At 60.1% G+C, this 25,847-nt stretch carries 24 protein-coding genes and 2 riboswitches; of the genes, 8 read left to right on the plus strand and 16 right to left on the minus strand.

The features are described 5' to 3' along the window. Nucleotides 1–29: 29 nt before the first annotated feature. Nucleotides 30–150, plus strand: a riboswitch (SAM riboswitch). 88 nt (nucleotides 151–238) lie between these two features. From CXQ93_RS13900 to CXQ93_RS13910, 3 genes are all read left to right on the plus strand, one after another. Next, entirely contained in the window at nucleotides 239–499 is a 261-nt protein-coding gene (locus CXQ93_RS13900; protein ID WP_062285879.1) for a DUF1737 domain-containing protein, read from the plus strand. Further along, nucleotides 496–888 carry a rhodanese-like domain-containing protein gene (locus tag CXQ93_RS13905; protein WP_104111039.1) on the plus strand — a complete coding sequence of 131 codons (393 nt, stop codon included), beginning with the start codon at nucleotides 496–498 and terminating at the stop codon, nucleotides 886–888. The genes CXQ93_RS13900 and CXQ93_RS13905 overlap by 4 nt, the downstream gene beginning before the upstream one ends. Before the next feature lie 121 nt (nucleotides 889–1,009). Further along, the gene (locus CXQ93_RS13910; protein ID WP_104111040.1) at nucleotides 1,010–2,221 is read left to right on the plus strand and encodes an O-succinylhomoserine sulfhydrylase; all 1,212 of its coding nucleotides are present in this window, start codon (nucleotides 1,010–1,012) and stop codon (nucleotides 2,219–2,221) included. On the opposite strand, the gene CXQ93_RS13915 is transcribed toward CXQ93_RS13910, so the two are convergent. Together CXQ93_RS13915 and CXQ93_RS13920 are read right to left on the minus strand one after the other, a co-directional pair. After that, nucleotides 2,214–2,669, minus strand: coding sequence for a hypothetical protein (locus CXQ93_RS13915; RefSeq protein ID WP_104111041.1), 456 nt, complete (start codon nucleotides 2,667–2,669; stop codon nucleotides 2,214–2,216). The genes CXQ93_RS13910 and CXQ93_RS13915 overlap by 8 nt on opposite strands. A gap of 145 nt (nucleotides 2,670–2,814) precedes the next feature. Then, entirely contained in the window at nucleotides 2,815–4,347 is a 1,533-nt protein-coding gene (locus CXQ93_RS13920) for a UDP-N-acetylglucosamine 1-carboxyvinyltransferase (RefSeq protein WP_104111042.1), read from the minus strand. Between the two features lie 235 nt (nucleotides 4,348–4,582). On the opposite strand from CXQ93_RS13920, the gene CXQ93_RS13925 reads away from it, so the two are divergent. The 4 genes from CXQ93_RS13925 (at nucleotide 4,583) to CXQ93_RS13945 (ending at nucleotide 9,557) form a co-directional block, all read left to right on the plus strand. Continuing rightward, complete coding sequence (locus CXQ93_RS13925; RefSeq protein ID WP_104111043.1) at nucleotides 4,583–5,641, plus strand: LacI family DNA-binding transcriptional regulator; 1,059 nt, start codon at nucleotides 4,583–4,585, stop codon at nucleotides 5,639–5,641. Between the two features lie 562 nt (nucleotides 5,642–6,203). Beyond that, nucleotides 6,204–6,806 (plus strand): DUF2785 domain-containing protein, encoded by a 603-nt coding sequence (locus CXQ93_RS21365; protein ID WP_374953415.1) that lies wholly within the window; start codon nucleotides 6,204–6,206, stop codon nucleotides 6,804–6,806. Between the two features lie 140 nt (nucleotides 6,807–6,946). Next, entirely contained in the window at nucleotides 6,947–7,471 is a 525-nt protein-coding gene (locus CXQ93_RS13935; RefSeq protein WP_104111045.1) for an AAA family ATPase, read from the plus strand. Nucleotides 7,472–8,699: 1,228 nt separating this feature from the next. Beyond that, nucleotides 8,700–9,557, plus strand: coding sequence for a class I SAM-dependent methyltransferase (locus CXQ93_RS13945; RefSeq protein ID WP_104111047.1), 858 nt, complete (start codon nucleotides 8,700–8,702; stop codon nucleotides 9,555–9,557). Here the strand turns inward: CXQ93_RS13945 and CXQ93_RS13950 are convergent. From CXQ93_RS13950 to CXQ93_RS13985, 8 genes are all read right to left on the minus strand, one after another. Further along, nucleotides 9,550–10,503: an L-lactate dehydrogenase gene (locus CXQ93_RS13950; protein ID WP_104111048.1), complete on the minus strand. Its 954-nt coding sequence runs from the start codon at nucleotides 10,501–10,503 to the stop codon at nucleotides 9,550–9,552. The genes CXQ93_RS13945 and CXQ93_RS13950 overlap by 8 nt on opposite strands. 121 nt (nucleotides 10,504–10,624) lie before the next feature. Next, nucleotides 10,625–11,875, minus strand: a complete 1,251-nt coding sequence (locus tag CXQ93_RS13955) for a glycoside hydrolase family 32 protein (protein ID WP_181036169.1) — start codon at nucleotides 11,873–11,875, stop codon at nucleotides 10,625–10,627. Between the two features lie 62 nt (nucleotides 11,876–11,937). Then, the gene (locus tag CXQ93_RS13960) at nucleotides 11,938–12,825 is read right to left on the minus strand and encodes a carbohydrate ABC transporter permease (RefSeq protein WP_104111050.1); all 888 of its coding nucleotides are present in this window, start codon (nucleotides 12,823–12,825) and stop codon (nucleotides 11,938–11,940) included. A gap of 10 nt (nucleotides 12,826–12,835) precedes the next feature. Next, entirely contained in the window at nucleotides 12,836–13,804 is a 969-nt protein-coding gene (locus tag CXQ93_RS13965) for a carbohydrate ABC transporter permease (protein WP_104111051.1), read from the minus strand. Next, nucleotides 13,804–15,198, minus strand: coding sequence for an extracellular solute-binding protein (locus CXQ93_RS13970; protein WP_104111052.1), 1,395 nt, complete (start codon nucleotides 15,196–15,198; stop codon nucleotides 13,804–13,806). Before CXQ93_RS13970 ends, CXQ93_RS13965 begins: the two co-directional genes overlap by 1 nt. Nucleotides 15,199–15,431: 233 nt before the next feature. Further along, nucleotides 15,432–16,229 (minus strand): energy-coupling factor transporter transmembrane protein EcfT, encoded by a 798-nt coding sequence (locus tag CXQ93_RS13975; protein WP_104111053.1) that lies wholly within the window; start codon nucleotides 16,227–16,229, stop codon nucleotides 15,432–15,434. Then, nucleotides 16,226–17,818 (minus strand): ABC transporter ATP-binding protein, encoded by a 1,593-nt coding sequence (locus tag CXQ93_RS13980; RefSeq protein ID WP_374953411.1) that lies wholly within the window; start codon nucleotides 17,816–17,818, stop codon nucleotides 16,226–16,228. The genes CXQ93_RS13975 and CXQ93_RS13980 overlap by 4 nt, the downstream gene beginning before the upstream one ends. 4 nt (nucleotides 17,819–17,822) lie before the next feature. Beyond that, nucleotides 17,823–18,473: an ECF transporter S component gene (locus CXQ93_RS13985; RefSeq protein ID WP_104111054.1), complete on the minus strand. Its 651-nt coding sequence runs from the start codon at nucleotides 18,471–18,473 to the stop codon at nucleotides 17,823–17,825. 46 nt (nucleotides 18,474–18,519) lie between these two features. Continuing rightward, nucleotides 18,520–18,637: riboswitch (TPP riboswitch) on the minus strand. A gap of 249 nt (nucleotides 18,638–18,886) precedes the next feature. Between CXQ93_RS13985 and CXQ93_RS13990 the strand changes: the two genes are divergently transcribed. Further along, the gene (locus CXQ93_RS13990) at nucleotides 18,887–19,147 is read left to right on the plus strand and encodes a DUF4235 domain-containing protein (RefSeq protein ID WP_062285906.1); all 261 of its coding nucleotides are present in this window, start codon (nucleotides 18,887–18,889) and stop codon (nucleotides 19,145–19,147) included. Nucleotides 19,148–19,337: 190 nt separating this feature from the next. On the opposite strand, the gene mnhG is transcribed toward CXQ93_RS13990, so the two are convergent. The 6 genes from mnhG to CXQ93_RS14020 are packed head-to-tail and all read right to left on the minus strand — an operon-like array spanning nucleotide 19,338 to nucleotide 25,843. Continuing rightward, on the minus strand, nucleotides 19,338–19,700 hold the full coding sequence (mnhG, locus tag CXQ93_RS13995; protein WP_104111055.1) for a monovalent cation/H(+) antiporter subunit G: 363 nt from the start codon (nucleotides 19,698–19,700) through the stop codon (nucleotides 19,338–19,340). After that, a complete protein-coding gene (locus CXQ93_RS14000; RefSeq protein WP_062285910.1) occupies nucleotides 19,697–19,963 on the minus strand; it encodes a monovalent cation/H+ antiporter complex subunit F in 267 nt (88 codons plus the stop codon). The genes mnhG and CXQ93_RS14000 overlap by 4 nt, the downstream gene beginning before the upstream one ends. A 5-nt stretch (nucleotides 19,964–19,968) precedes the next feature. Further along, entirely contained in the window at nucleotides 19,969–20,643 is a 675-nt protein-coding gene (locus CXQ93_RS14005; protein ID WP_104111149.1) for a Na+/H+ antiporter subunit E, read from the minus strand. A gap of 11 nt (nucleotides 20,644–20,654) precedes the next feature. Continuing rightward, a complete protein-coding gene (locus CXQ93_RS14010) occupies nucleotides 20,655–22,283 on the minus strand; it encodes a Na+/H+ antiporter subunit D (protein WP_104111056.1) in 1,629 nt (542 codons plus the stop codon). A 3-nt stretch (nucleotides 22,284–22,286) separates the two neighbouring features. Beyond that, nucleotides 22,287–22,865, minus strand: a complete 579-nt coding sequence (locus tag CXQ93_RS14015) for a Na(+)/H(+) antiporter subunit C (protein WP_104111057.1) — start codon at nucleotides 22,863–22,865, stop codon at nucleotides 22,287–22,289. After that, the gene (locus CXQ93_RS14020; protein WP_104111150.1) at nucleotides 22,862–25,843 is read right to left on the minus strand and encodes a Na+/H+ antiporter subunit A; all 2,982 of its coding nucleotides are present in this window, start codon (nucleotides 25,841–25,843) and stop codon (nucleotides 22,862–22,864) included. Before CXQ93_RS14020 ends, CXQ93_RS14015 begins: the two co-directional genes overlap by 4 nt. Nucleotides 25,844–25,847 lie beyond the last annotated feature (4 nt).

Below are 25,847 nucleotides of genomic sequence, written 5' to 3' on the forward strand. Positions count from 1 at the left end.
CGGAGGGCTGATGTGTTACTTTCAAGGGGAGTAATGAGTGCCAGTACTAAGCCCTGACTTGCTGGCCGGCAACCCTCTTTTCGGCGGGGTGCCTCAGGTGAGTACTCGGCAAACCCAGCTTCCAACGGCTGAAGTTTGCAAGCGTGAACCCCGGTGCTCGGACTGAATGTCAGTACTTTTAAGCACCGCTCTCAGCTCTCGCTTGCAGCCTGACGGCCACTTGCAATGAGGAGAGAACATGTCCGCGGACGAATCACCCCTGGCCTACCGGCTCATCACCGGCCCCGACGACCGCTCCTTCTGCGAGCGCATCTCGGCAGCCCTCGCCGAGGGCTATGTGCTCCACGGCGGGCCCGCCGTCACATTCAACGGCACCAGCGTCATCTGCGCCCAGGCCGTGATCCTCCCTCAGGCCATTGCTACCAGTGACGCCGCCGTGGCCAACGCCGTGGATGATCTGGATGCCGAGCTGGAGTTCGACGGCGAGGGCATCGCGTGAGCTACGCAGGGGATCTGGCTCCGGCAACTGCCTGGGAACATGTTGCCGCCGGAGCCACCTTGGTGGATGTGCGCACGGAGGGTGAATGGGCGCATATTGGCGTCCCTGACCTTTCCTCATTGAACACCGAGCCCGTCTTCATCCAGTGGAACTTGTCCAATGGCAGCAACAATCAGGAATTCTTGGCGCAACTCCAAGCAGCCGTGCCGGCCGAGAAACCGCTGGTTTTGTTGTGCCGTTCGGGCGTTCGCTCCATCGCCGCGGCCGAGGCGGCAACCGCAGCCGGCTACACGGCCTACAACGTGTTGGAGGGCTTCGAAGGCCAACCCGACCGCTTCGGTGACCGCGTCCTGAACGGGTGGAAAAACCGCAGCCTGCCCTGGCACTAAGTCCCGCGTCGACACCCGGCACCTCGAAAAGGTGCACGGAGGCGCTGACGAGCGGACCGCCGTCGTGCGTTACAGGGCAGCTGAGCCATCTCAAGCACAAACGAAAGCCAAGGATAAGCAATTGAGCAACTTTAACGAGCACGCCGCCACCTGGGCGCCGGACACTGCGGCCGTGCGCGGCGGGCTTGACCGTACCAACTTTCAGGAAACCTCCGAGGCCCTATTTCTGAACTCAGGCTTTGTGTACGAATCCGCCGAAGCAGCCGAGGCGGCCTTCACCGGAGAGGTGGACCGCTTTGTGTATTCGCGCTACGGCAACCCCTCCGTAGCTACGTTTCAGGAACGGCTGCGGCTACTCGAAGGTAAGGAAGCGTGCTTTGCGACGGCGTCCGGCATGTCCGCCGTCTTCACAGCCTTGGGCGCTTTGCTGGCTGCCGGGGACAGGGTGGTGGCCTCGCGCTCCTTGTTCGGCTCCTGCTTTGTGATCCTGAACGAATTGCTCCCCCGTTGGGGTGTTGAGACGGTGTTCGTCGATGGCCCGGACCTGGAACAGTGGCGCGAAGCCCTCTCGGTGCCGACCACGGCCGTATTCTTTGAGTCGCCGTCCAACCCCATGCAAGAGATTGTGGATATCCAGGCTGTGTGCGATCTGGCCCACGCGGCGGGCGCACAGGTAGTGGCCGACAATGTGTTCGCCACTCCCCTGCTGCAAAAATGCGGCGACTTTGGTGCAGACATCATTGTGTACTCGGGCACCAAACACATTGACGGGCAGGGTCGGGTCTTGGGCGGAGCCATCCTGGGGAGCAAGGAATTCATTGACGGACCTGTCAAGAACCTCATGCGCCACACAGGCCCTGCACTCTCGGCCTTCAACGCCTGGGTTCTGACCAAGGGCCTGGAAACCATGAATCTGCGCGTGACCCATTCGTGCAACAACGCGCTGGCGCTGGGCGAATTCTTGGAATCTGCCCCGCAGGTGGCGCGCGTTCTGTACCCCTATTTGCCCTCACACCCGCAGCATGAGCTGGCGAAAAAGCAGATGAAGGCCGGCGGCACCGTGTTGACGTTTGAGCTGGCCGAACCTGCCAAGGGGACCCGCAAGGACGCCGCCTTTGCGCTGTTGAACGCGTTGGCCATCATCGATATTTCCAATAACCTCGGTGACGCCAAATCCCTCATCACCCACCCGGCCACCACCACGCATCGCGCCATGGGCCCGGAGGGGCGTGCCGCCATTGGCCTCTCCGATGGCTTCTTGCGCTTGTCCGTGGGCTTGGAAGACCTGGAGGATTTGAAGAAGGATCTAGCGCAGGCGCTGGCCGCTATTTAGGCTGTTTCCGCAGCCACGCGGACAGACTCGCCACGGAGTGGCCGGGTATGACGATGACGGGCGGCTCGGTCACGGGCACTCGCATAATGACCAGCGCGTCGGCGGGGAAGTTCGCCATCCAGGCTCCGGCCTCGGAGGCCTTACCGGCCGTCGCGGCCGCTTCCACACCATGGGCGTTGCAGAGGAAGACGTCGTGGCCGCGCCCCATGGGGTCAACAACGTGGACCCGTCCGTTGAGGAGATCGAGCACCTCTTGGAACATGAACTCCACCGTGAACTCGCCCACGTTAAGCTGCACACAGTGCACTCGGCGGGTGCCTTTGCGTCCGAAGGGCAGGTCCACGTCGACGGCGCTCACCCCGGCGCCATGCCACGGTATGCCACCGGTACGGGGGATTGCTGTGGGCGAGAGGGCAGCCGCGGCGTCGCGTTTCGTCCAGGGGAACATGACTCGAGCTTACGAACCAGGAAAGCATTCGCACAATCGGGCGCCGCTATGAGACTCACCGAGCCACGCCACGCCTACGCAAGCAAAAGCGGCCGGTGACCTTTCTGTAAAAGGTCACCGGCCGCCGTCGTACTTTGAAAGGAGCTTAGTCCTGGAAGTATTCGATCTCGGCGCCGATGGTGTTCAGGCGCTCGGCCAGATCCTCGTAGCCACGCTCAATGACGTAAATGTTGCGCAACTCGCTGGTTCCCTTGGCGGCAAGCATCGCCAGCAGGATGCAGGCAGCCGGGCGCAGTGCGGGCGGGCAGCCAATTTCGGCGGCACGCCAGGCAACCGGGCCCTTGATGTCGATGCGGTGCGGATCCAGCAAGCGGACGCCGGCACCGAGGCGGTTCAGCTCCGTGAGGTAGATGGCTCGGCCTTCGTAGACCCAGTCGTGAATCATGGTGGTGCCCTCGGCGCAGGAGGCGATCACGGCGAAGAATGGCAGGTTATCAATGTTCAGACCGGGGAACGGCATGGCATGGATCTTGTCCTGCGCGGCCTTCAACTCAGACGGCAAGGTAGTGATGTCCACGAGGCGGGTTTTGCCGTTGCGGGCCATGTATTCCGGGGACTTCAGGTAACGGAAGCCCATCTGCTCGAGCACCTTGAGTTCAATTTCCATGAACTCGATGGGGACGCGCGTCACCGTGACCTCGGACTTCGTCACGATGCCAGCGGTAATCAGGCTCATGGCCTCGATGGGATCCTCGGACGGTGCGTACTCAATGTCAACGTCGATCCGGGACTTGCCCTTGATGGTCAGGGTGGTGGTGCCGACGCCTTCAACGCTGACGCCGAGACCCTGCAAGTAGAAGCAGAGGTCCTGGACCATGTAGTTGGGGCTGGCGTTGCGGATCACGGTGGTGCCTTCGCGGTGCGCGGCGGCCATGATGGCGTTTTCGGTGACGGTGTCGCCACGTTCGGTCAGCACAAAGGTGCGGTCGGCAGTGTCGGAGAGCGGCGCCTGCACCTGGTAGAAACCGTCGTGCGCGTTGACGTCCAGTCCGAATTCGCGCAGCGCCTGCATGTGCGGCTCCACGGTACGGGTGCCCAGATCGCAACCACCGGCGTAGGGGATGCGGTAGGTGTTTTCTTCGTCCAGCAGCGGACCCAGCAGCATGATGACGCTACGGGTGCGCTTGGCGGCGGCAATGTCCATGGCGGCCAAATCCAGCACTGCGGGGCGGCGGATCAGCAGATCGTTGTCCTCAAGCCAGGTGCACTCGACGCCGATGGAGGTCAGCAGCTCCACAATGCGGTTGACTTCTTCGATGCGGGCCAGGCGTCGCAAGGTGGTGGTGCCGCGGTTGAGCAGGCTCGCACAGAGCAGGGCAACGCCCGCGTTCTTGCTGGTGTTGACCTCGACGCTGCCGGAGAGTTCCCGGCCACCGTGGACGCGCAGATGCGTGACAGCGTTCTTGCTGACCGCGCCAACGCTGACCAGATTGGCCTCGAGCAGTGCTTCCATGCGCTGGATCATCCGCAGGCTCAGATTCTGTTTGCCTTGTTCCATACGAGCAACGGCACTTTGACTGGTACCCAAATGGGATGCCAATTCGCCTTGGGTCCAGCCCTTTTCAGTGCGCGCATCTCGCACGAGTACGCCAACGGTTTCTGCAGCCATTTGAGTCATGAATTATTTATATCACGGGATGCATATTTATCTTGATTTGTGTGATCCATTCGCCAGCAACTGTCCCTTTGGATAAGAATTAACCGTTACATGCGATAAATCAGATGCATTCTACCGCTCACGGCTTAGCCGCCACCTCTACGGTACCCCTCGGAAGGCCGCTGCTCTCAACAAGTGCGGAACCACGCCGGAAGATTCACGCGATAGGCTAACCTCACACGATTTAGGAGACCCCATGGCTCGCAAGGCAACCTCGCAGGATGTCGCCAATCACGCTGGAGTTTCGCGCAGCGCCGTGAGCTTTGTCTTGAATGGACGCGCCGATGGCAATATTGCCAAGGACAAGCAGCTGCGCATTCTTGCCGCAGCCAAGGAACTCAACTACACGCCCAACGCCGTAGCCCGCTCCCTGCAGGCACAGCGCACCCACACCATAGGCGTTGTCACTGACTCCATTGCAGGCGGGCCGTTTGCCGGCAAGCTGCTGCAAGGTGCCAGCAATGCAGCGTTTAGTGCCGGCTATCTACTCCTTGTTATTGACACTCAAGGCGAAGAAGTCCGTGAAAACAGTGCCTTCACCACGCTCATCAACCGCCAGGTTGATGCCATGGTCTTTGCCTCCATGAGCCTTCGCGCGCACCAGCCCCACCCGAGCATGAGCGGCCTGCCCGCGGTGCTGGCCAACAGCTTTGACCCCTCCGGCACTCTGCGCTCAATCATTCCCGACGAGGTCACCGGAGGCGGGGCCGCGGTTCAAGTCCTACTCGACGCCGGGCACCACAAGATCGCTTACCTGTCCGGCACAGCCGAGCTGGTGGCGACCGAACGCCGAACCCAGGGCTTCAACACAGCTCTGGCCGCCGCCGGATTGGCACCCGTCGAGGCCCGCGAAACGGGCTGGGAGATCAATGACGGTTTCGCCGCCGCCATGCTTTTACTGGCAGACGACGCCGGGCACTCGCCCAAGCGCGAACGCCCCACGGGCATCGTTTGCGCCAATGACAGGGTTGCCGTGGGTGTCATGTTGGCCTGCGGCCAGTTGGGGCTGCGGGTTCCCCAAGATCTGAGCATTGTCGGTTATGACGACGACGAACCACTCGCCAGAACCACGGTGCCAGGGCTCACCACCGTGGCACTGCCGCACCGTGAAATGGGAGAGAAGGCGGTGGAGCTACTGCTGGCAGACTTGGGTCATGGCGCGGCCACCCCAGCAGCAGAACATCAGCACGGTGAAACAATCATCATTCCCTGCCCCTTGGTGGTTCGCGGCTCAGTAGCACCCCCGGCGCAGTAACCGCTATCAGGGGCCCCAGCCGAGGAACGAGGATGGGCAGGGCGTGGATGGGTAGATTCCCAGTTTCTTGTCGCTTTCCTAAGAGTCGCATCGTTGTCGATGAAAATAGCGGTTCATGATTCCAAATGTGACGATCAAGCTGCTTGGAAGCACGCGCGCATTAGCGAGCGCTGGGCTGGCATGGTCGGAGCCAAATGAATGGGCTCATGTGTGCCTGAAAATCTGTCCCGTGTAACGCCCGCGAGACAGGGCTTTTTGCGTGCAGGGCATACGGCAATGTGACAGCTGTGGAACCACGCTGTTTCGGCAATTTCAGAAGTCGTTTGCACGCGCTCCGGTTCGAAACGGTGGCCTACGTGCACTCGGGAGCGCCTCGTGCTAGCTTCAAACAATGTCACAGCCACCGGCAAAAATTTCAGATTTGGAGCTAGTCAAGCTTTTCGATGACCTAGCTTCGCCGGACCCATCCGTAAGGGATGGCGATTCGCTCGGCAGACTATGTGAATTGGTTGATTCGGGTGCGCTCTCACAAGCACAGGTGGGCTCGCTGGGGGCGCAGTTGATGGGTCGACTGACGCATCCTCGCGTGGAAGCACGAAGTTTTGCGGCTTTGATACTCTCCCGGCTTGTCCTTGGCGGTGCCACGGAACCCGACTGGTTTCCACAATTCGCCTCCTGGTATGCGGCAGAGGAGGAGGTGACCGGTTATAGCTCCAAACGCGGATGGCTACACGCAGTCGCGCATGGCGCCGACGCGCTGGGAGCCTTCGGCTGGACATGGCCAGAGTCGCCACGGACCGCCCTCAATCTCGCTGCAAATAGAATGCTTAGCCCCTCTCGCACTGTCTGGCGCGATCAGGAGGACGACAGGCTGGGTTTTGCTATCGCCGTCACGCTTTCCAATCCTCATCTGACTCAGTACGACGCAACGGCGTGGATGGAACCACTTATGCAAGTATTTGCTCAAGGTGAGCCTGGACCAGTGCCAGCTTCGGTATCGAATTCGATCCGTACTTTACGCGTCGTTTGTCTACTCACGAGTGTCACGATGGAATACGAGGGACACAATATAAGGATTCAACATTCTGCTGCCGTCGAACGAGGCCTCAGGGAGGTTCTACATTCTGCGTCTCCGTGGATGTGGAGTCTCGGCTCCCGAACCTGAAACGACTCAGATGTCAGCTTCGAGACCCGAATGATCAAAAGTGACGCTTAACCTCGGTATCACCTAAATCCACACCCAAGAATTTTGCCGTAAGCCATTCCTCCTGCTGGCGCGTTCGGCAGGTCAGCTAGTATGAGCCGATGATCGTGTGGCTAAACGGTACTCATGGCGTCGGGAAGACGACGACCGCTGCCCTCGTGCAGCAGCTGATCCCCGATTCACGTGTGTTCGACGCCGAAAAGGTCGGCGAGGTGCTGATGGACGTCTACCCAGAGCTCCCCGACACGGACAACTTTCAAAACTGGCCACCGTGGCGCTCTCTCGTCGTCGAGACGGCTCACCGCATCCTCGACTACACCGGGGGAACCCTTGTCATGCCGATGACAGTTCTGGTTGAGTCATACTGGCGGGAGATCAGCCACGGCTTGGCCGCTTACGGAATTCCGGTGCGCCATTTCGTGCTTCACGCCGATCAAGACACTCTTAGGCTGAGAATTCGTGATGACTCCGTGATGGGCCCCTCGGCTTTTCGATTCAGCTACCTGACCCCCTACACCGAAGCACTCCAAAGCTGGCTGGCAAGGGAAGCCCACATCATCGATACCAGCGCGATCACACCGGCACAGGCCGCGTCGGAAATCGTAGCTTCCGTCAATGCCTCGTAGCTCGCCAATGTTGGTTGTGGCCCACACAGCTAAACGACCGGCCGCTCAAGGTTCCCGTTGCGAAACGTTCCAGACGTTTCGACTCGGTGTCACACGGCGGTGAATGACCTGTCATTGAAGCTTTGCTCTTTTGCGTGTGACGACGAGCACCCCGGAAACGACCAGAAGAATGGTCAGCATCAAGGCCAACAGCGACGTTCTACTTATTCCCATAGCTCCCGCCATACAAGTCATTGTCTGATCGATATTGTTTTCAGTTGTGTTGTTGTGCCTGGTTCCCGGACGGAGTATGTCTTGCGTGCTATTCGAACAATAAGACGAACAGGACAGCAAAATTGAGCGGGGCTCCCGCCGTCCCAGTAGACGTTGGGCTTACGGGGAGCCCCCTTGATCTCGCTGTCACTGTTGATTTAGGAGCTTCAATGGCCCGGAGCCGGACCGTCTTGCGGGAGGTTTCGGTGGCGTCCCTACGGCATGCCCGTTCGAACACTAAACAGGTAGGTAGATAGCTGAATCAGGGCTGGAGCTTCGCAGCAAGGCCACCGCTGGTACGCGCCGCGGCGAACCACGGAATGGGATTCGGCGCTTTAGGCTCTGACCCAGCAATTATTCATGCTTGGCCGTTGAGGGGCTGGAAGCCTTTCGCATAGAGGCGAAGGAAATCCAGGTGTCGGGGCTTAATTCGCGGGTGGTCCAGCAGAAGAACGAGTGGTTCCCACCAGTCAAAAACACACCATGAATTGAGACGCCCAAACGCCAAATGGTCTTCCAAGGACAGTTCTTCGTCGTTCACCAAACGAATGAGCGCATCCGCCGCGTTCCACTTTTGGATGGTGAGACTGATTTCCATGATGACAACAGGGTTGGCAGGATCCCATTTCCTCAGAGGTTCACCCGGCGATAATGCGAAGAATCGGAGACAAGTTCCATAGCGAGGACTCTATCAGGGCACAATTTCCTCATTTCAAGTCAGTCCGTAACTTCCAGCGCTGGCTTGGATGAGCCAGCGCCGAAGGCGGACCGAGCCTCGCCTGCTCGGTCAATCGTCACCCGAGCATATGGACGCAAGGGGACATTGATCTTCGGGACACGCCCAGGTGATCGAACCGTCCTGCAGAAGGTCTGGCTATCGGAGCTGACGATAAAGCCCAGATCTCGTCATTCCTGGTGTCAGTTGATTCAGGGCCTTCAAGACGGGACCCACCTGGTAGTCGTTAGGCTGGCAGGCATGAACCAGTTCCATAGCGCCCCGACAGTTTCGAGCAAGAGTGCTGTTCTGCATGATGGTGTCCGTCCTGTCTGGTCGGCGGAGGTGATTTCGTGGCTGTTGGGGTCACCCGTGCCGGGCCACCGCCTGACAGTCCTGGATCTGGGAGCCGGCACCGGCCTAGGAACCCGGACCATCGCAGCTCTCGGACATGCCGTCACCGCAGTCGATACAGCCAAAGACATGCTGTCCGTGCTTCGAAAGGTCAGTGAGGAGCTGCCGACGGGAATTGCTGATCGCATCACAACCGCTAGCGGATCGGCGGAGCGCATACCTCTAGGAAATGAGAGTGTGGACGCAATTGTTTGCCTCCAAGCCTGGCACTGGGTGGACCCCGATCGGGCAACGTCTGAATGCGATCGCGTGCTCAGGAAAAACGGCATGATGGGTCTGGCCTGGCACACTTGGGACCGCACCAGCGAGTTGGTGAAGGTACTCGCTGCAATCGTTGAGCCAGACGGAAAACCCGCCGACCAAACCCGAGGCGTACCCGAAGAATTTGCTGGGCGAGCATCCTTTGAACGCAAGGATTTCCCCTTCAATTACGAGCTGTCGGTCGACCATCTCGTTCAGCTTGCCAGCTCATGGACATTCGTCGCACAGAGATCCGACCAAGGCGCAGTCTTGGCGAAAATCCGTCGTTTGGGCGAACAAGCAGAGTCACGCGACACAGGCCTTATTAGATTCCCCCACATCACGGCCGCCTTTCGCCTGCAACAGCTATCTCGCAGCGAATGTTTGGCTGAGCTTTTCCACGACCCGGAACCGGACCAACGTGCGGGACAAGCAATCCCAAGCCAGCAAGCCTTGACTAGCTGAACTTTGCGATGGACGCAGCCAAGGTCTCCGCGGAGTGCTGCAATGCAGCGGCCTCACGGTCGTCCATAGGCGTGTCAATGATGCGCTGCACTCCGCCCGCCCCGACGATTGAAGGCACGCTGAGGGCCACGCCGTCAATGCCACGGTAGCCGTGGAGCACGCTGGAGACGGGGAGTACGCTCCGCTCGTCTTGCAGCACCGCCTCAACGATGCGTGCACCCGAGAGTCCTATCGCATAGTTGGTGGCCCCCTTGCCGGCAATGACCTTGTAGGCGGCGTGGACCACGTCATGCGTGAGCGTCTCAAGCCGTTCCCGGGGAAACAGCAGGCCCCCTGAGGAGTCCGTCCAATCAGGGAGCGGGGTCTGTCCGATGGTCGCGGCGGACCACAGCGGAAACTCCGTATCACCGTGCTCGCCAACGATCAGCGCGTGCACGCTTTGCGGGGCAACCCCGGCAGCTTCCGCCACGAGCCAGCGCAGCCGGGAAGAGTCCAGCACGGTTCCAGAGCTGAAGATGCGCCCTGGCGGGAGGTCCGTGAGGCGCTCGGCCACGGCGGTGAGGACATCGCACGGATTTGTCACGAGGATGAACACCGCATGGGGCGCCAGAGCAACAAGCTGGGGTAGCATCTTCTCCAGGATCCCCACGTTGACGGCCGCCAATTCAAGTCGGGTCTGGCCCGGCTCCTGCTTGGCACCTGCCGTGATGACGACGACGTCGGAGCCAGCCACGAGCTCAATGTCGCTGCCTCCCGTGATCCGAGCGGAGCCAACGAACGGTGTGCCGTGGGCTAGGTCGAGGACCTCCGCCTCTACCTTGGCTGTGGCGATGTCATAAAGCACCACTTCGCGTGCGGAACCGCGAATCAAGGCGGCGTAGGCGAGGGAGGTGCCGACGCTGCCGGCGCCGACAATGGTGAGCTTGGTGCTGCGGGCAATTGTCATGTTCCCAGTATCCCCGTCAACCCCCAGGCCCGGGGTGCTGCACGGATTATTTCCCGTTGTTTCACGGCACGCCAACTGCGCGGACGCCAAACGGCGGCCCCGTAGTTGGCGTGCCGTTCGGCTAGACAGCCAGACCGTGGACGGTAGCTGCACCCCGGAGTTCGAAGTTTGAGGTCGCCGTGGGATACGCCCGCACCGTGCGGGCGGTGCCGCCATCGGCAAAGACTTCCACGAGCGAGCCGTCCACCAGGATGCGTCCGGCCGCGATGGCCACAACAACGCTCTCCTGTTCACCGTCAACCAGCACCAGTTCCACGGCACTGTCAGCCATCACGTCAAAGGCCCTGGTGGACATTGGGACTGTGAACGAACCGGTATCGGAAGAAATGACACCGTTGCGCAGGGTGTCAACTTCGGCCACCGGTTCCGACCGTAACTGGCCGTCGCTAAAGGAAAGCACGCGCGCATAGGTGAGCACGCCAGCCCAGCCCGAGGCGAGGATGTCGGCGTCGTTCCTTGATTTTTCCCAACTCCAGCCCCACATGAGTGTGCGCGGCTCATCGACGCTGCCGACCACAACCTGCGGGGCGTAGAAATCGGGGCCTGCATCGATCAGGCCACCTCCTGTGGGCAGGAATTTCAGGCCGGCACCGCCTTCGCTCAGCTCCCCTGTCAGGTAGCTGACGCGGTCCAATCCGTGATCGTCGCGGTTCCAGAGCGAGAGCATCAGCACCCACTGGCCATCGATTTCGAACAGCTGCGGGCATTCCCAGATCTGTGCCGGCGCCCATTCCTGGGCAGTGCCCGAACCGCCGGTGACGAGCGGACCCAGATACTCCCAATTGGTCAGGGTGTGGCAGCGGTAGAGCAGAATGACGGGGGTGCCATCCTTGTAACCGGCGCCTTGGATGGCGTACTGAGTGCCATTGAAAGTGAACAGGAAGGGGTCACGAACTTCGCCAATATTTGCCTCATCCGGCATCCCCGCAATGCCCTGCTGCTCCTGTTTCCACCCGATCAGCGTCCGGTCAGAAGTGGCCGTCATGATCTGTGAATCATCCGGCGTCTCAGCGATGCCCGTGTAGAAAGCCGTGGGCACGTCGCCGTCCAGCGCGATGACACCGGACCAAGCACCGACGGCGTCCGCGGCACCCTTGCGGGGGTACAGCGCGATGGGTTGCTGCGTCCATCGAACCAAGTCGGTAGAGGTGGCATGGCCCCAATGGACATTGCCGTGAATGGGGGCATCCGGATTGAACTGGAAAAACACGTGGTACGTGCCGTCAACGTAAATGCAGCCGTTGGGGTCGTTAATCCAGCCCTGATCCGGACGGCCATGCAATGCCGGGAAGGCGGGGTCGGTAGTACTCACAACTAAAGCTCCTTGAATGGGGTTGAAGAAATTGCTGGTGGTTCGTTGGTTCTGCTGCCTGGTCACTTGTTGACGCCAGCGGTCAAGCCTTCACGCAGATAGCGCTGCCCAAAGAGGAAGACCACCAGTGCCGGGATCATGGAGAGCACCACGCCGGCGAGCACGGTGGACACCGATCCGGTGCCCATATTTCCCTGCAGTGACACAAGGCCCAATGGCATGGTGAAGTTTTCTTCACTGATGGTCATGATCAGGGGCCGGAAGAATTCGTTCCAGTGGAAGTTGAAGGCGAGGATGCCCACAATGGCGAGTCCGGGCCAGGCCAGCGGCAGATAAACGGAACGGAAGGTGCGCAAGGGGGATGCGCCGTCGATCGCGGCAGCTTCGGCCAACTCGCCCGGCAACCCGACGAAGAATTGGCGCATCAAAAAGGTGCCGAACGCCGTCGGAATAGCCGGCAGGATCAAGGCCAAAAGGGTGTCCGAGAGTCCCATGCCGCGGATCAGCATGAAGACCGGAACAATGGTGACCTGCATGGGGACCATCATGGTGGCCAGGACAATGCTGAACAACACGCCGCGGCCCCTGAAGTCGATGCGGGCAAACACGTAACCAGCCAAGGCCGCGGTGAACATTTGGCCTACGGCGATGATGCCTGTGACAAGGGCTGAGTTCCAGATCAACAACCACATGTTCACTTGCTTGAAAACATCGGTGTAGGAACTAAAATCGAGGCCGCCGGAGAAGATGGACCCGCCGGCTCCGAGCGATTCAGTGGGTGAACGCATGGAGGTCAGGATCGTCCAGACCACGGGCCCCAGCGTCAGGAAGGTTGCCACGATGAGAATGGCGGCCCGTCCGGCGGTACGGCCGGACACGTGGATTTTCTTGCGGGGTGCAGGGGTGCGGCCCGGTGCGGAACTGCTTTCTTTCACGGAAATGGTAGTCATGGCACGGCTCCTAGTTGTAGTGCACGAAGCGTCGTGAGAGGCGGAATTGGATGGCCGTCACCAGCATGATGAGCAGCGTCAGCACAATGCCGATGGCAAAGGCGCGGCCGAAGTCCAGCTGCTTGAAAGCTGTCTCATAGATGACCATGACGGCGGTGCGGGTTGAATCGCCGGGCCCGCCACGGGTGATGACGTACGGCTGGTCAAAGATCTGCAGGGCGGAAATGATCGCCATGACACTGGCCACCAACAGGGTGGGGCTCAGCAGCGGTAGCGTGATGTTTTTGAATTGTTTCCACCCCGTAGCCCCGTCAATGGAGGATGCCTCGTACATCTCTGTGGGGATGGAACTCAAGCCGCCAATGATGAGCAGGAACGTGAAACCGAAGTTCTGCCACACATAAACCAGAATGATCACGATCATGGCACCGACCTGCGAGGTCAGCCATGGCACTGCCGGAATACCAATCATGCCAATGACCTTGTTGACAAGACCAAAGTTCTGGTTGAACAAATAACTCATGATGATGGAAACGCTTGAGGCTGAAAGAACCAGGGGGAAGAAGAATGCCGAGCGGAAGAAGGTTCGCAACCAGTTGGGCATCTTCGACTGGATCAGCACTGCCAGGCCAATGGAGACAGTCAACTGCAGGCTGACGGCCACCACCACAAAGCCCATGGTGTTCAGAAACGCCGTCCTGACGGTGGGGTCGGCGCCGATGGCAACAAAGTTATCAACACCTACAAATTCCGGGGCACTGATGATGTCCCAGCGGAAAAACGCCAGCGTCAGTGACGCCACAATCGGGATCAAGGTGAAGATGGCAATGCCGATGATGGTGGGGGCCAGGAAAAGTGCCGCCAATCCTTTGGCACCCTTTTCCTTGCCGGAACGCTGTTGTGCCAAGTCCTTGCGGCGGGAACCACGCGAGCCGGCGGGCGTTGTGGGTATCTGAGAACTTTTGGTGGTTGTGGACATCAGACCCTCCTCAGAGCCAGCTCGAGGTCACGCTGCAGCGTGGACAGGGCAGGCCGAACATTGGCTGCGGAGCCTGTGACGGCACCAAGAACATTTTTGATCAGGGCACTTTCCACCGCGGCCTGCTGCGGCGGTGCCGGAATGGGTCCGGAACTGGGGAACTTGTCGAGCGTGTCGTAGAAGACCTGCCAGTGGGCCGGACCCTTGCCTGAATACAGAGCCTCGTTGACCATGGAGCGGCGGGTGGGGGTGGTGTTGGGATTGGGTATGGCCAGCTCCATGGCTTCCTTGGAAGCACAGAACTTGATCCACTCCCACGCCTCATCCTTGCGGGTGGAGGTCTTCATGATGGCGTACCCAGCGGCGCCAAATTGGTGCCGCTGCGTGCGCCACTTCGGGAAGAACTGCACGTCAAAAGCATCTTCTGCCATGCCTGCCTCGTGGAGACCCTGCACCCAATAGCCGCCAGCCGGTGTGGTGCCAATGAGGCCAGAAGCGAACTGGGCTACCAGCTCATTGCCGCCGCCTTGTGCCGGGCTGGTGCCCAGTCCTTCAGCCACGAGTGTGCGCAGGAACTCAAAGCTCTCGGCAACCCGTGGATCTTCGGCGTTGGGTTCTAGCCACTGGTAGCCGCCAGAACGCATGCCGCGGGTGGGATCGTTGGCATAGAACTTGTCCCAAAACCAGTTGCCTCCCGTGCTGCGAGTTTCCTTCAGGAAACTCGTGTCGTTGACATACAGCCACGGCACCACACCACCGAAGAGCCGGTTGGTCCAGTAATACGGAACAAATTGTTTGCCGCCAGTTTTTTTCATGGCGGTGAGCGAATTGTAGAAGTCATCGTGGGTCCAGTTGTCACCGGGTCGGCTCAGCCCGGCCTTTTCAAAGGCGCCCGTGTTCATATACATGTTGGCGCTGTTGAAATCGAGCGGGAGCTGGAACAGGCTGCCCTGGTACATGAACGCCTCAACCAGCGAAGGATGCACATCGTCGAAGTAGTCCTGCACCTCCGACTGATCCCGCTTCACGAACGTATCCAGCGGTTCAGCCAGGCGTTCGGCAAAGAGCTGTGCGCCTTCCGTAGCCACCAGCACCACATCCGGCGATGTTCCGGCGGCCACCATGGTCAGAATCTTGGCGAAAAAATCGCCCCAGTCCGCACCCTGGATCGCCTGAATCCGCACCTTGATGTTGGGATGTGCGGCAGAAAATGCCTTGACCAGATTGGCCCGGCTCTCCGCATCCTGCGCATTGCCAAGGATGGCAACGTTGAGCGAATCCGATCCCCGGCCAGGGATGTCCGCTCCCGTCAGCCTTGGCCAACTCGCCCCGACAGCACCCACGGAACCGATGCCCAGCAAACCCAGCATAGCCCGTCTTGATACATCACTCATGTTGCCTCCTTGCAACTACCTAACGCGTGTTAGGAATCATGACAGACGTACCTAACTCGTGTCAAGCATGAGGTGTGTCACAATTCCAGGCTCGGCGCCCGAGGAGATATTTATGGCTCCGGGGGTCGTTATTACCATTCGCCTCCGGCCTGCCAGCAGCGAATGGTAATAACGACCCCCGGAGCCAGGAAAACCCGATTCAGTAGGAGCCCGATCCAAGAAATTGCGGGATTTTAGCCGAACACCGGATTCCACGTGCCAAGCACGACGGCGGCAGTCACCGACACCGCTGCCATCACTAAACCTCCACTCGCCACCCACAGATCGCGCCGTGAATAGGTGGACTCACGAGCCCAGGTGCGTGGGCCCGCGCCGAAGCCCTTGGCTTCCATGGTGGTGGCAAGCCGTGTGGCACGCCGCACGGCTTGCACCAACAGCGCCATGGCTTGGCCCAGCTGGGCCTTAATGCCGCGGAAAAAGCCCTTTCCGCCGCCCACGCCCCGCGCACGGCGAGCCATACCCAGGGTTTGCCATTCGGTCACGAGCAAACCCACGAGCCGCATGGCCGCCAGCGCGCCGAGGACAAATCGGTGCGGTAGCCGCAGCTTCTGTGCCAGCGCGTCGGCCAGATCAGTGGGATCGGTGGAGGCCAGCACAATGACTCCGGGCAGGGCAATAGCCAAACCACGCAACGCTATGGCAACACCGGATTCCATCGATCCGGTAGTGAACACCACAGGCCCCAGTGACAGTAAAATCTCGCCGGTCTTTGGCGCCAACAGAGCGGTGCTATATCCACCCACAATGGCGGCCAGCAGAATGGGCCAGCCCCGTTTCAGGAGCAACCCGGCACTCAAACCGGCCAGCGGCAGCAGCGCGCATTCAAGCACCAGCGCCACTGTTGCCGAGACCCAGTCCACGCTGATCAACAACACGATGGTCAGGACCATGCCAGCCCCCAGTTTGGCCAGCGGATTGGCGTCCGCCAGCCAAGCGGTGGACCGCGGTGTGGCAATGATGTCAACACTCATCGCTGCACCGCCTTCTGTGCTGGCTGCGGCTGCGCAAGCTCTTGCGGCTGCGCCGCAAGCGGCCCGGCACCTTCCACGGAGTCGCCCAGAACCAGCCGGCTTCCGCCAAGAACAGCTGTGAAGGCGGCGTCGTGCGTTACCGATACAACGGCCGTTCCGGCATCCAATAGCTCGGTTAACATGGACGCCAGCTCCGCCCACGTATTGGCATCCTGACCAAAGGTGGGCTCATCCAAAATCAACACCTGCGGGCTCGCCGCCAACACCGTGGCCACTGACAACCGGCGTTTCTCGCCACCCGAAAGCGTGAACGGGTTCGCATCAGCCAAATGCTCCAGCCGGAGCCGAGTCAGCAGCTCATCGACAGAATCGCCTCCATGCCCCAAAATCCTCGGTGCAAACAGCAGCTCTTCCCGGACACTATGGGCCACAAATTGGTGCTCAGGTTCCTGAAAAACTGTACCGATCCTGCTGATCAGATCACGCCCACGCCATTTCAACGGCGCAGGCCCGGCCCCGCGAGCCAGCTCAGGCAACGCTGTGAGGCGCCCGGCAACAGGTGCCAGCAGTCCACCTAGCGTCAGTGCAAGCGTTGATTTTCCGGCACCATTGGGGCCAGTCACGCTCAACGCCTGACCCGCCTTTACCAGCACAGAAGGCACGACGGCGGCCGGCACCACCGGGTGGCGCTTGCGTCCCTTGGTGCGGGAGACAGCAAGGGACGCCGCTTCCAGCAACAGGTGCGCTCCGGCGTCGTCCGGGTTGATCATGGCGTGCGGCAGGAGCGTCCGGGGCCGGACGTGCGGGACGTAGCCCGGCACCCAGATCCCGGCCGCCGCCAACAGCTCGCGGCTCTGCGCCATAACTTGCGCCGGCGGGCCGTCAAAGAGGACGCCGCCGGGCTCACCCAGCCGGGCCGGGGCCAGGACCACGATCCGATCCACCACATCCAGCCAAACAGATACCCGGTGCTCCACAACCACCAGGGTGGCCCCCGATTCATCCAGGCTGCGGCGCACGGCATCGCGCACCTCAACAACACCTGCCGGATCCAAATTGGCGGTGGGCTCATCCAGAAGCAACAGCCCCGGACGCATGGCCAGCATTCCGGCGAGGCCAAGGCGCTGTTTCTGGCCTCCTGAGAGGGAGGAACTCGGGTGATCGAGTGGCAGGTCCAGGCCCACCGACTCCAGCGCAGCAATCACGCGGCGCCAGATTTCCTCCCGCGGCACGGAGAGGTTTTCCGCGCCAAAAGCCACGTCGTCACCAATGCGCGAGAGCACTACCTGAGAGTCCGGGTCCTGCTGCATGAGTCCAGAACGGCCGCGGGATTCCGCCACGGGACGGCCGTCGATGAGCAGCTGGCCCGATTCGTTGGCATCCTCGTCGTCGCCCAACACGCCCGCCAAGGCATGCAGCAAGGTGGACTTGCCTGCACCGGACGGGCCCAGTAGTAGAACCCGCTCTCCCGGTTCGATCTCCAAATCCAGATCATGAACGGCGCGAGTGTGCCGGCCTGAATGCTGCCAGCCCCAGCCCTTCGCACTGATCCGCGCCGGGGTACTTCCCCGGCTTCGCTGAATAGTCACCGGGCTACACCGCGCGTTCGGTGGCAGCTCCACGGGAGGGCAGATTTGCCAGGGCGCCGGTTCTGGCCAGGCCACGGACGGCCAACCAGGAAACCAAGCCGGCAATGACGGCGCCGGAGATCATGGCCAGGACTACGTAGACGAGCTTCCACTGCATAGCCCACTCGACGTTCCAGACAAGGCTGTCATTGATGCCCAAGGCCAATCCCGCCAAAGCCCCGGAAATCAAAGCCACTGTGAGGTTGAACTTGCGGTAGCGGAAGAGTGCGAAGCCCAATTCTGCACCTAGGCCTTGGACCAGGCCAGACAGCAGCACCGTAAAGCCGAAGTGCGTGCCCAACAGTCCTTCCACCATGGCGGCGATGAGTTCGCAGTACAGTGCGGCACCGGGTTTGCGGATAACGAGTCCACCCAAGACGCCGGCGATCAACCAGCCGCCACCGTACAGCGCACCCAAGGGCGGGAAGGCAACGGTAATGGCGCTGGTCAGGCCGTATCCGGCGGACCATAGCCAGAAGATGACACCCAAGGCAACACCCAAGACGGACACCACAACGATGTCCACCACGCGCCACGTGCTCTTGCGCGCCTGTGCAGCCTGTGCAGATTGCGTACTTTGTTGCGGGGCGTTTTCGCCCGCGAATGACTTGCTCATGTTTCCTCCTTTTCAGGAGGGGCGGCCGCGGCGGTATTTCCGCGCAGCCGAAGAGAACTCGACTCCCTTCGCCGGTACTAACCGGAGCAGGTTCGAGGGTCTGCGGTGAACCGCACTCTCAGCGTCTATTCCCAGGATGGGACGACGCTCCCCTGTCGTGTTTGAATTGCGGCTCTAGTTTACCCCCGGCCGCTGCCGGGAGCCAATGCACCCTGTAACGCTTCCCCTGCCGCCACCTCTGCTGTTTGACGATTTCGCCCTAGTTTGAACTGTGTCGAAAACGTCAAAGTGGCGCGAGAACTACACAACACCGCGGGGAACCGAGTGGGCAGCTGGGGTTGCCGCGACGAAAGGGCTAGGCTGGCCGTAAGGATTTCTTGGCCACAGACCCGTCAAATACGCAGGAGTCATATATGAACATCGTCTTCAAATTACTCGGAACCGGCGTCAGCTTGGGAGCCGGTTTTGCTGCCAGCAAGCTCGTGGACACCATCTGGGAGAAGAGCACCGGCAACAAGCCGCCCAAGGATGGCGCAGATCTGGAAAATAGCCTGCGTTCGGCGCTGACCTTTGCGCTGGTTTCCTCGGTGGTTGCGGCCATCATTCAGACCCTTGCCGGGCGCACCACCCAGAAGGCCATTGCGCGTTTCAACAAGCACCCGGAAGAGATCTAAGGGCGCACTCCACCCTCACCAAGGCGTCATTCACCGTCGCGTTTAACCCTCGAGGGTTCATCACGCACGACGGCGGATGGCGCCTTGTGCGTTCCCTGCGGCAGCAATGCGCTTGGCCCCCCGGCAGACAGGCTCGTGCCGCGGGGCACTCCAGCAGGGGTTCCCTTAGCGGCCCTCAGCCGGCCTGCCCTCAGTGGTTGGGCTCGTCCTCGGCCACGGCGGCAACCACTTGATCGAGCTCATCGACACTCAGCATTTCCGGGCGGCGATGCTTGGTGCGGTAACCAGCCCTACCCACCATGTGGGCCGAAACCGGCACGGTCAAAAGCTGGAACAGCCAGGCGACAATGAGGATGGGTAGCAGCGACCATGCCCGCATTTGCAGTCCAATGGCCGCCAACATCAGCAGCAGACCCAGAACCTGTGGCTTGGTGGCGGCATGCATGCGGCTCATGAGGTCCGGAAACCGCAGCAGACCTATGGCTGCAGCGAGGCTCATCAGGGCGCCCACCAGAAGGCAGATAGCTGTCAGCACATCAATGAGCGTGTTCATCCGTCGTCCCTCTTATGTGCCACGAATCGGGCTACTGTTACTGATCCAATGAATCCAATCACCGTCAGCACCACCAGGAGCGCCAAATTATCGGTGTGTTTGTTCACGGCCATTTCCGTGGCCAGCGAGGCACCAAAGATGGCCAGCAGCACATCGGCCGCAATCACCCGGTCCAGCAGCGAGGGCCCGGCGGCAATCCTGTAGATGGTTCCGGCAGCGGCCAGCGCGAGCACCACGGCAACAATAATGACAACAACACCCATGGCGCTCACTGGCCCCCCTGTTCTCTCTCAGCTTTTTCTACACCGGCAGCACTATTGAACGGTCCAATGTGAGCCCGTACCGTGTCGATGTGGGCCACCATGGGTGCACCTGCCCGTTCTCGATTCAGCGCAGACAGTTCCGCCCTGGTACCCATAATCCGGATCAACCGGGCCTCAATGTCCTGGATGCCGCGGCGAACTTCCTCGACGGATTCCGGCGTTGGGGCATTCATGGCGTGGACATACAGGGTGGCCGCTCCCCTGTCCACCTCAACCACCAGTGAACCTGGAATCAGCGAGAGCACATGGCCCACGGCAGTCATGAGCAAATCCGACGGACTGCGCAAGGGCACGGCAATCACTGCATTGCGAATTTTGGGACCCTTCACAATGGCCCAACGCAACACATGGAAGCTAGCAACGGTGACCTGCTTGAGGAACCACCCCAAGAAAACAACTGCACGCGGCACGTTGAAGCGGCCGCTGAGTTCAATGGGAGGCAGGTAGAAAGCGTGAGAAACCGCAAGTGCAATCAATGCCCCGAAGACCAAGTTACCTAGGCTGAAGTCCTGCCATAAGGCCCCCCAGACAACAACTAACCAAATAAGCAGTGGCAGCTTTTGCAGCACGTTGAGTTTGCGCCGATCGTGCCTTGACGCATCCTTGCTGGACTCGTCCACGGTGGATTCACTCACGGTGCACCGGCCCCACTGCCGAGTACGGCTTCAATGTACGGCGTACGTTCCAGCATGCCGGCGGCAGCCTCTTGGCTCAGTTCAAAGAGTGGCCCGGCAAAGACCGTCATGGCAACACCGAGAAGAACCAAACCCATGGTGGAGTACACCATCATCTTGGGCAGAATGGGGACCTCGTTATCGCCGGAGAACCGCCCCTCGGTGGCATCCACGTGCTTGCTCGTGCGCAGCGCGCGCATGCTCTGTGCACCTGAGGCATCCGGAGCCGTAGCCAACAGCACGGGGTCAGGATCCTCGGCGTCGGCCGTACTGCGCCAGAACACACGGTTCCAAACGCGGGCCATGACCAGCAGTGTGAGCAGGCTGGCAACAACGCCGCCAACCACCAACGCGTACGCCAGCGGCGACCCATCGGCCACACCAGCCTGCAGGAGCCCCAACTTTCCCAAGAATCCGGAGAATGGAGGGATGCCGGCCAAGTTCATGGCGGGGATGAAATACAGCACCGCAAGAATCGGCGACAGCTTGGCCAGCCCGCCCAAACGTGTGATTGAGGATGTTCCGCCGCGCCGTTCGATCAGACCCGTCACCATGAACAGTGAGGTTTGGATGGTGATGTGGTGGATGACGTAGAAAATGGTGGCTGCCAGTCCCAGCACCGATGAAAGCGCGACGCCGAAGATCATGTACCCGATGTGGCTCACCAAAGTGAAGGACAGCATTCGCTTGATGTCAGTCTGGGCGACAGCGCCAAGTATCCCCACAATCATTGTCAGTAAGGCGACCACCAGCAGCACGGAGTTGAACTGACCCGAGGGAAACAGCAGCGTCTCTGTGCGGATGATGGCGTAAACGCCGACTTTGGTCAGCAATCCGGCAAACACCGCTGTGACCGGGGCTGGCGCTGTGGGGTAGGAGTCAGGGAGCCAGAAGGACAAGGGGAAGACTGCCGCCTTGATACCAAAGGCCACGAGCAGCAGAACGTGCAAAAGTCCCTGCGTGCCAGGATCCAGCTCACCGAGTTTTATGGCAAGGTCTGCCAGCGTGACAGTCCCGGTTGCGCCATAAATCATGGCGATGGCAATGAGGAACAGCAGCGAGGAGACGACGCTGACCACCACGTAGGTGATGCCTGCCCGGATTCTGGACCCGGTACCACCGAGTGTCATCAGAACGTAGCTAGCCGTCAGCAGGATCTCAAAGCCAACGTAGAGGTTGAACAGGTCACCGGCCAAGAAGGCGTTGGACACTCCTGCTACCAGAATCAGAAACGTGGGGTGGAAGACGGATACGGGGCCACCTTCTTCGCTGTCGGCAGCTCCCTGCCCCGTGGCGTAGGCGAGGACTGCAAGGCAAACTGCCGAAGAAATCACCAGAAGCAGCGATGAGAACTGATCCACGACCATGACGATGCCAAAAGGCGGGGCCCAGCCGCCCAAATGGACGGCGATAGGGCCAGTGGTCCAGACGCTGGCCAGCAGCCAGACTTCAAGTCCGAGGGTAACCGTGATGGTGCCTAGGCTGACTCGGCGCTGAGCCTTGGGCCTTTTGATCAGTACAAAAGCTACGGCAGCACCCAGGAAGGGCAGGACAACGGCGAGTGGAGCAAAGCTGGCAATGTTCATGTCCTACTCCTTTCCGGGCTTGTCGGTCTTGTTGGGCTGATCGTGATCGTCGTGCGGCACGGGGGATTCGGGGTCCACCTGTATGACTGGGCCGGCGATCGGCACCTGGGCTATCTTCTTGTAGCCAATACCTGGAATGGTCTCTCGCTTAGCCACAGGATGGGTGTTCTCATGGAAATCTGAGACTTCAACGGCAATCTCTGAGTCTTCCTCGTCGTCGTACAGGTCCTGCTTGGCAACGCGAATATCCTCCCTATCCACCTGGATTTGGTCCGCGTGGCTCAGGAGCCAAGACCTGTAGATCAGGCTGAGCATGAAAGCCGTCACGGCGAAGGAAATGACAATGGAGGTCAGGATGAAAGCCTGGGGCAAGGGATCATTATATTCCGTTGATGGAATATCTTTGTTGAAGATCGGAGCCAATCCGGCGTATCCACCGGTGGTCAGCAAGAGTAGGTTCGTTGCGTTGGCCAGCAACATCAGGCCGAGCAGAACCCGCGTCAGGCTGCGTTCTAGCAACAAGTAGATTCCGACGGCATAGAGAACGCCCATGACCAGGAGCAGCGTGAGATTGACGCTCATCGAGCAACCTCCAACGGCTCGTCGTCCTCAATCATTTCTATACCTGCCATGCCGCCTTCTTCATGTTGGTCAATCTCCGACCCTAGACTGCGCAGCACATCAACAACCAGACCCACCACCACAAGATAAACGCCAATGTCGAAGAGGGTAGACGTCACAAATTTCACGTGACCAAAGATGGGCGCATCAAAGGCGATGATGGCACTCTGGAAAATCTCGCCACCGAAGAACAGCGGTCCTACTCCGGTCAGGGCGGCCAAGGCCAAGCCAACACCTAACAGCGTTCCAGCTGAAATGCGCGTTGCCTCTGCCAGCTCGAAACGACCACCAGCAAGGTAGCGGATGGTCAGGGCGAGCCCGGCCACCAACCCCCCGGCAAAGCCGCCGCCGGTCCCATTGTGCCCGGCAAGCAGCAGGTAGATGGACACCACGATGATGCTGTGGAACACCAATCGGGTGACAACCTCAATGATGATGGAGCGCCGTTCGGGTGCCAGCGTGCGCCCGGCCACCAGCCATGGGTTACTGGGTGAGGCAGTGAATTTCTTGGCAATTTCAATGGTGGGACCGAAGCCGGGCACCGTTTTTAGCTTGCCAATACTTCCGCTTTCCACCGTCATGGCCCGTGGGAGCCTTTGACCGCGCCCCCTGACAAAGATCAAGCTGGCCACACCTGTGGCGGCAATGGCCAGTACGGAAATTTCACCGAACGTGTCCCAGGCGCGGATATCCACAAGCGTCACGTTCACCACATTGAGCCCGCCGCCGCCTTCATAGGCCATGAGTGGCATGGCCAAGCTGACGGGATCGTGAATGCGTGCACCCATTGCAATGATGGCTACAACCACCATGACTGCGCCGAAGGCAACACCCAAAATCATGCGGGCCAGGCGGTGGCTGCCTGCCTGCTTGCGCTCCATGAGCCGCGCTGGCAGTGACCGCATGGCCAGCACAAAGGCCACGAGAATGATGGTTTCCACGAGCATCTGGGTCAAGGCAAGGTCAGGAGCCCCTTGCAGGGCAAAGATCAGCGCTATTCCATACCCGGTGACCGAGACCATCAGTACTGCCATGAACCGCTTGCTGGCATTGGCTGCCGCGACGGCGCCAATTACAATGACGGCGCCGGCAACGATCTGGAACGGAGAAGTGGGATCCACAAAGTAAACGTCGTGGTTCCAATCCTGTTCCGTCAAGAACAGCACAGCCAACACGGAGGCGATGGCAGTGGACAAAATGACAGCTAAGTAGAAGAAGAGCGAACCACGCTGGGTACGGCCTGTGACCCAAATGGCGACGGTATCCAAAAGCACAATGACTTGCCTGTAGATTCGTTCAAAGTCCATCGGCGACGGCGTCATCGCCTGGAAGGCCTCCATCTTGCGGCGCAGCATGAACAAGGTGATGCCAGCGGCAATCACAATGGCGCTAAGTCCCAGTGCTGGTGTGAAGCCGTGCCAGAGCAGCAGATGCATGCCGTGCGGGTCATATGCCGGGAATTGTTCGCTGTAGGGCTTGATCCAGCCTTCCACGATCTGCGGGAAGATCCCGTAGGCCAACGTCAACAGGCTCAGAAATGCCGGGGCAGCAAGGAACGTCCAACCAACCGGTTTGAACACGGTCGCCATGCCCTTGGGCTTCGTAGCAAAGCCGCCCCACATGAACCGCGCACTGTAGGCGAAGGTCAGAATAGAACCAAGGACCATTCCTACGAGAACAGTCCAGCCGACTCCCGGCCCCGCAGGTCCGTGCATCGCAGAAGCGATGAATGCTTGGAAGATGCCTTCCTTGGCAACAAATCCGGCAAGCGGCGGGACCCCTGCCATGGACGCGGCACCAATCAGGGCCACCATGCCCAGCTTCGGGGCGGATTTGAACACGCCGGACAACTCACGGATATCACGGGTACCGCTCTGGTGGTCAATGATGCCCACCACCAGGAACAACGCGGCCTTGAACAATCCGTGAGCCAGGACCATGGCCATGCCCGCCAGGGCGGATTCCTGCCCGCCCAGCCCTACCACCAGGGCGATGAAGCCGAGCTGGCTAACTGTGCCGTAAGCCAAAATTAGTTTCAGGTCGTACTGTCGCAGGGCGCGCCAACCACCCAGAATCATGGTGCCTAGTCCAAGCACCACGATGATGACTTGCCAGTATTCGGTCTGCGAGAACCCCGGCGCCAAGCGGGCAATGAGGTAGATTCCGGCCTTCACCATGGCCGCTGCATGCAAGTAGGCGCTCACCGGTGTGGGCGCCGCCATGGCACCCGGCAACCAGAAGTGGAACGGCAACAGCGCGGATTTTGTGACCGCGCCAACCAGCAGCAAGGCAATCCCAATGTCCAGCACCATCTTGGGGCTTCCGACGGCGGACATTAGCTCGGGCGCCTTCGCCAGCACCTCGGAAATGCTGTAAGTTCCGGCGCTCTCGCCCACCATGATCAGGCCCACCAGCATGGCCAAGCCGCCGAAAGTGGTCACGATGAGGGCCTGCAGGGCTGCTCGCCTAGCCGCGATACGGGTGCGGGCGTAGCCAATGAGCAGGTAGGAAAGGACGGTTGTCAGTTCCCAAAAAACAAACAAAAGAATGAGATTGTCGGCTGTAACCAAGCCAAACATGACGCCAGCGAAAGCGAGCAGCTGGGAACCAAAGCCGCCCAGTCCGGCGTCGTTAGTCTTGAAGTATCTGGCGCAATAGGCCAGCACCAGTGCGCCAACTCCCAGAACCAGCAGGGACATCATCCAGGACAACTGGTCCATTTTGAAGGATAGATCCAGGCCCATGACAGGGACCCAGGAGATGTCCAGGGCCGGACTGGGAAGTGTGTCAGAAAACACATTGCTGTATTGCGCCACGAGCCAAACAAAGCTGATTCCGGGAACCGCGGCCAGAATATAAAAGGCCGAGCGGCCCCATTTGGAGAATAAAATGGGCGCAAAAATGGCAACAATGAAGTGTGCACACAGGACAAAAAGCACTAAG

Source organism: Arthrobacter sp. N199823 (genome assembly GCF_002929705.1).
GTDB lineage: Bacteria > Actinomycetota > Actinomycetes > Actinomycetales > Micrococcaceae > Specibacter.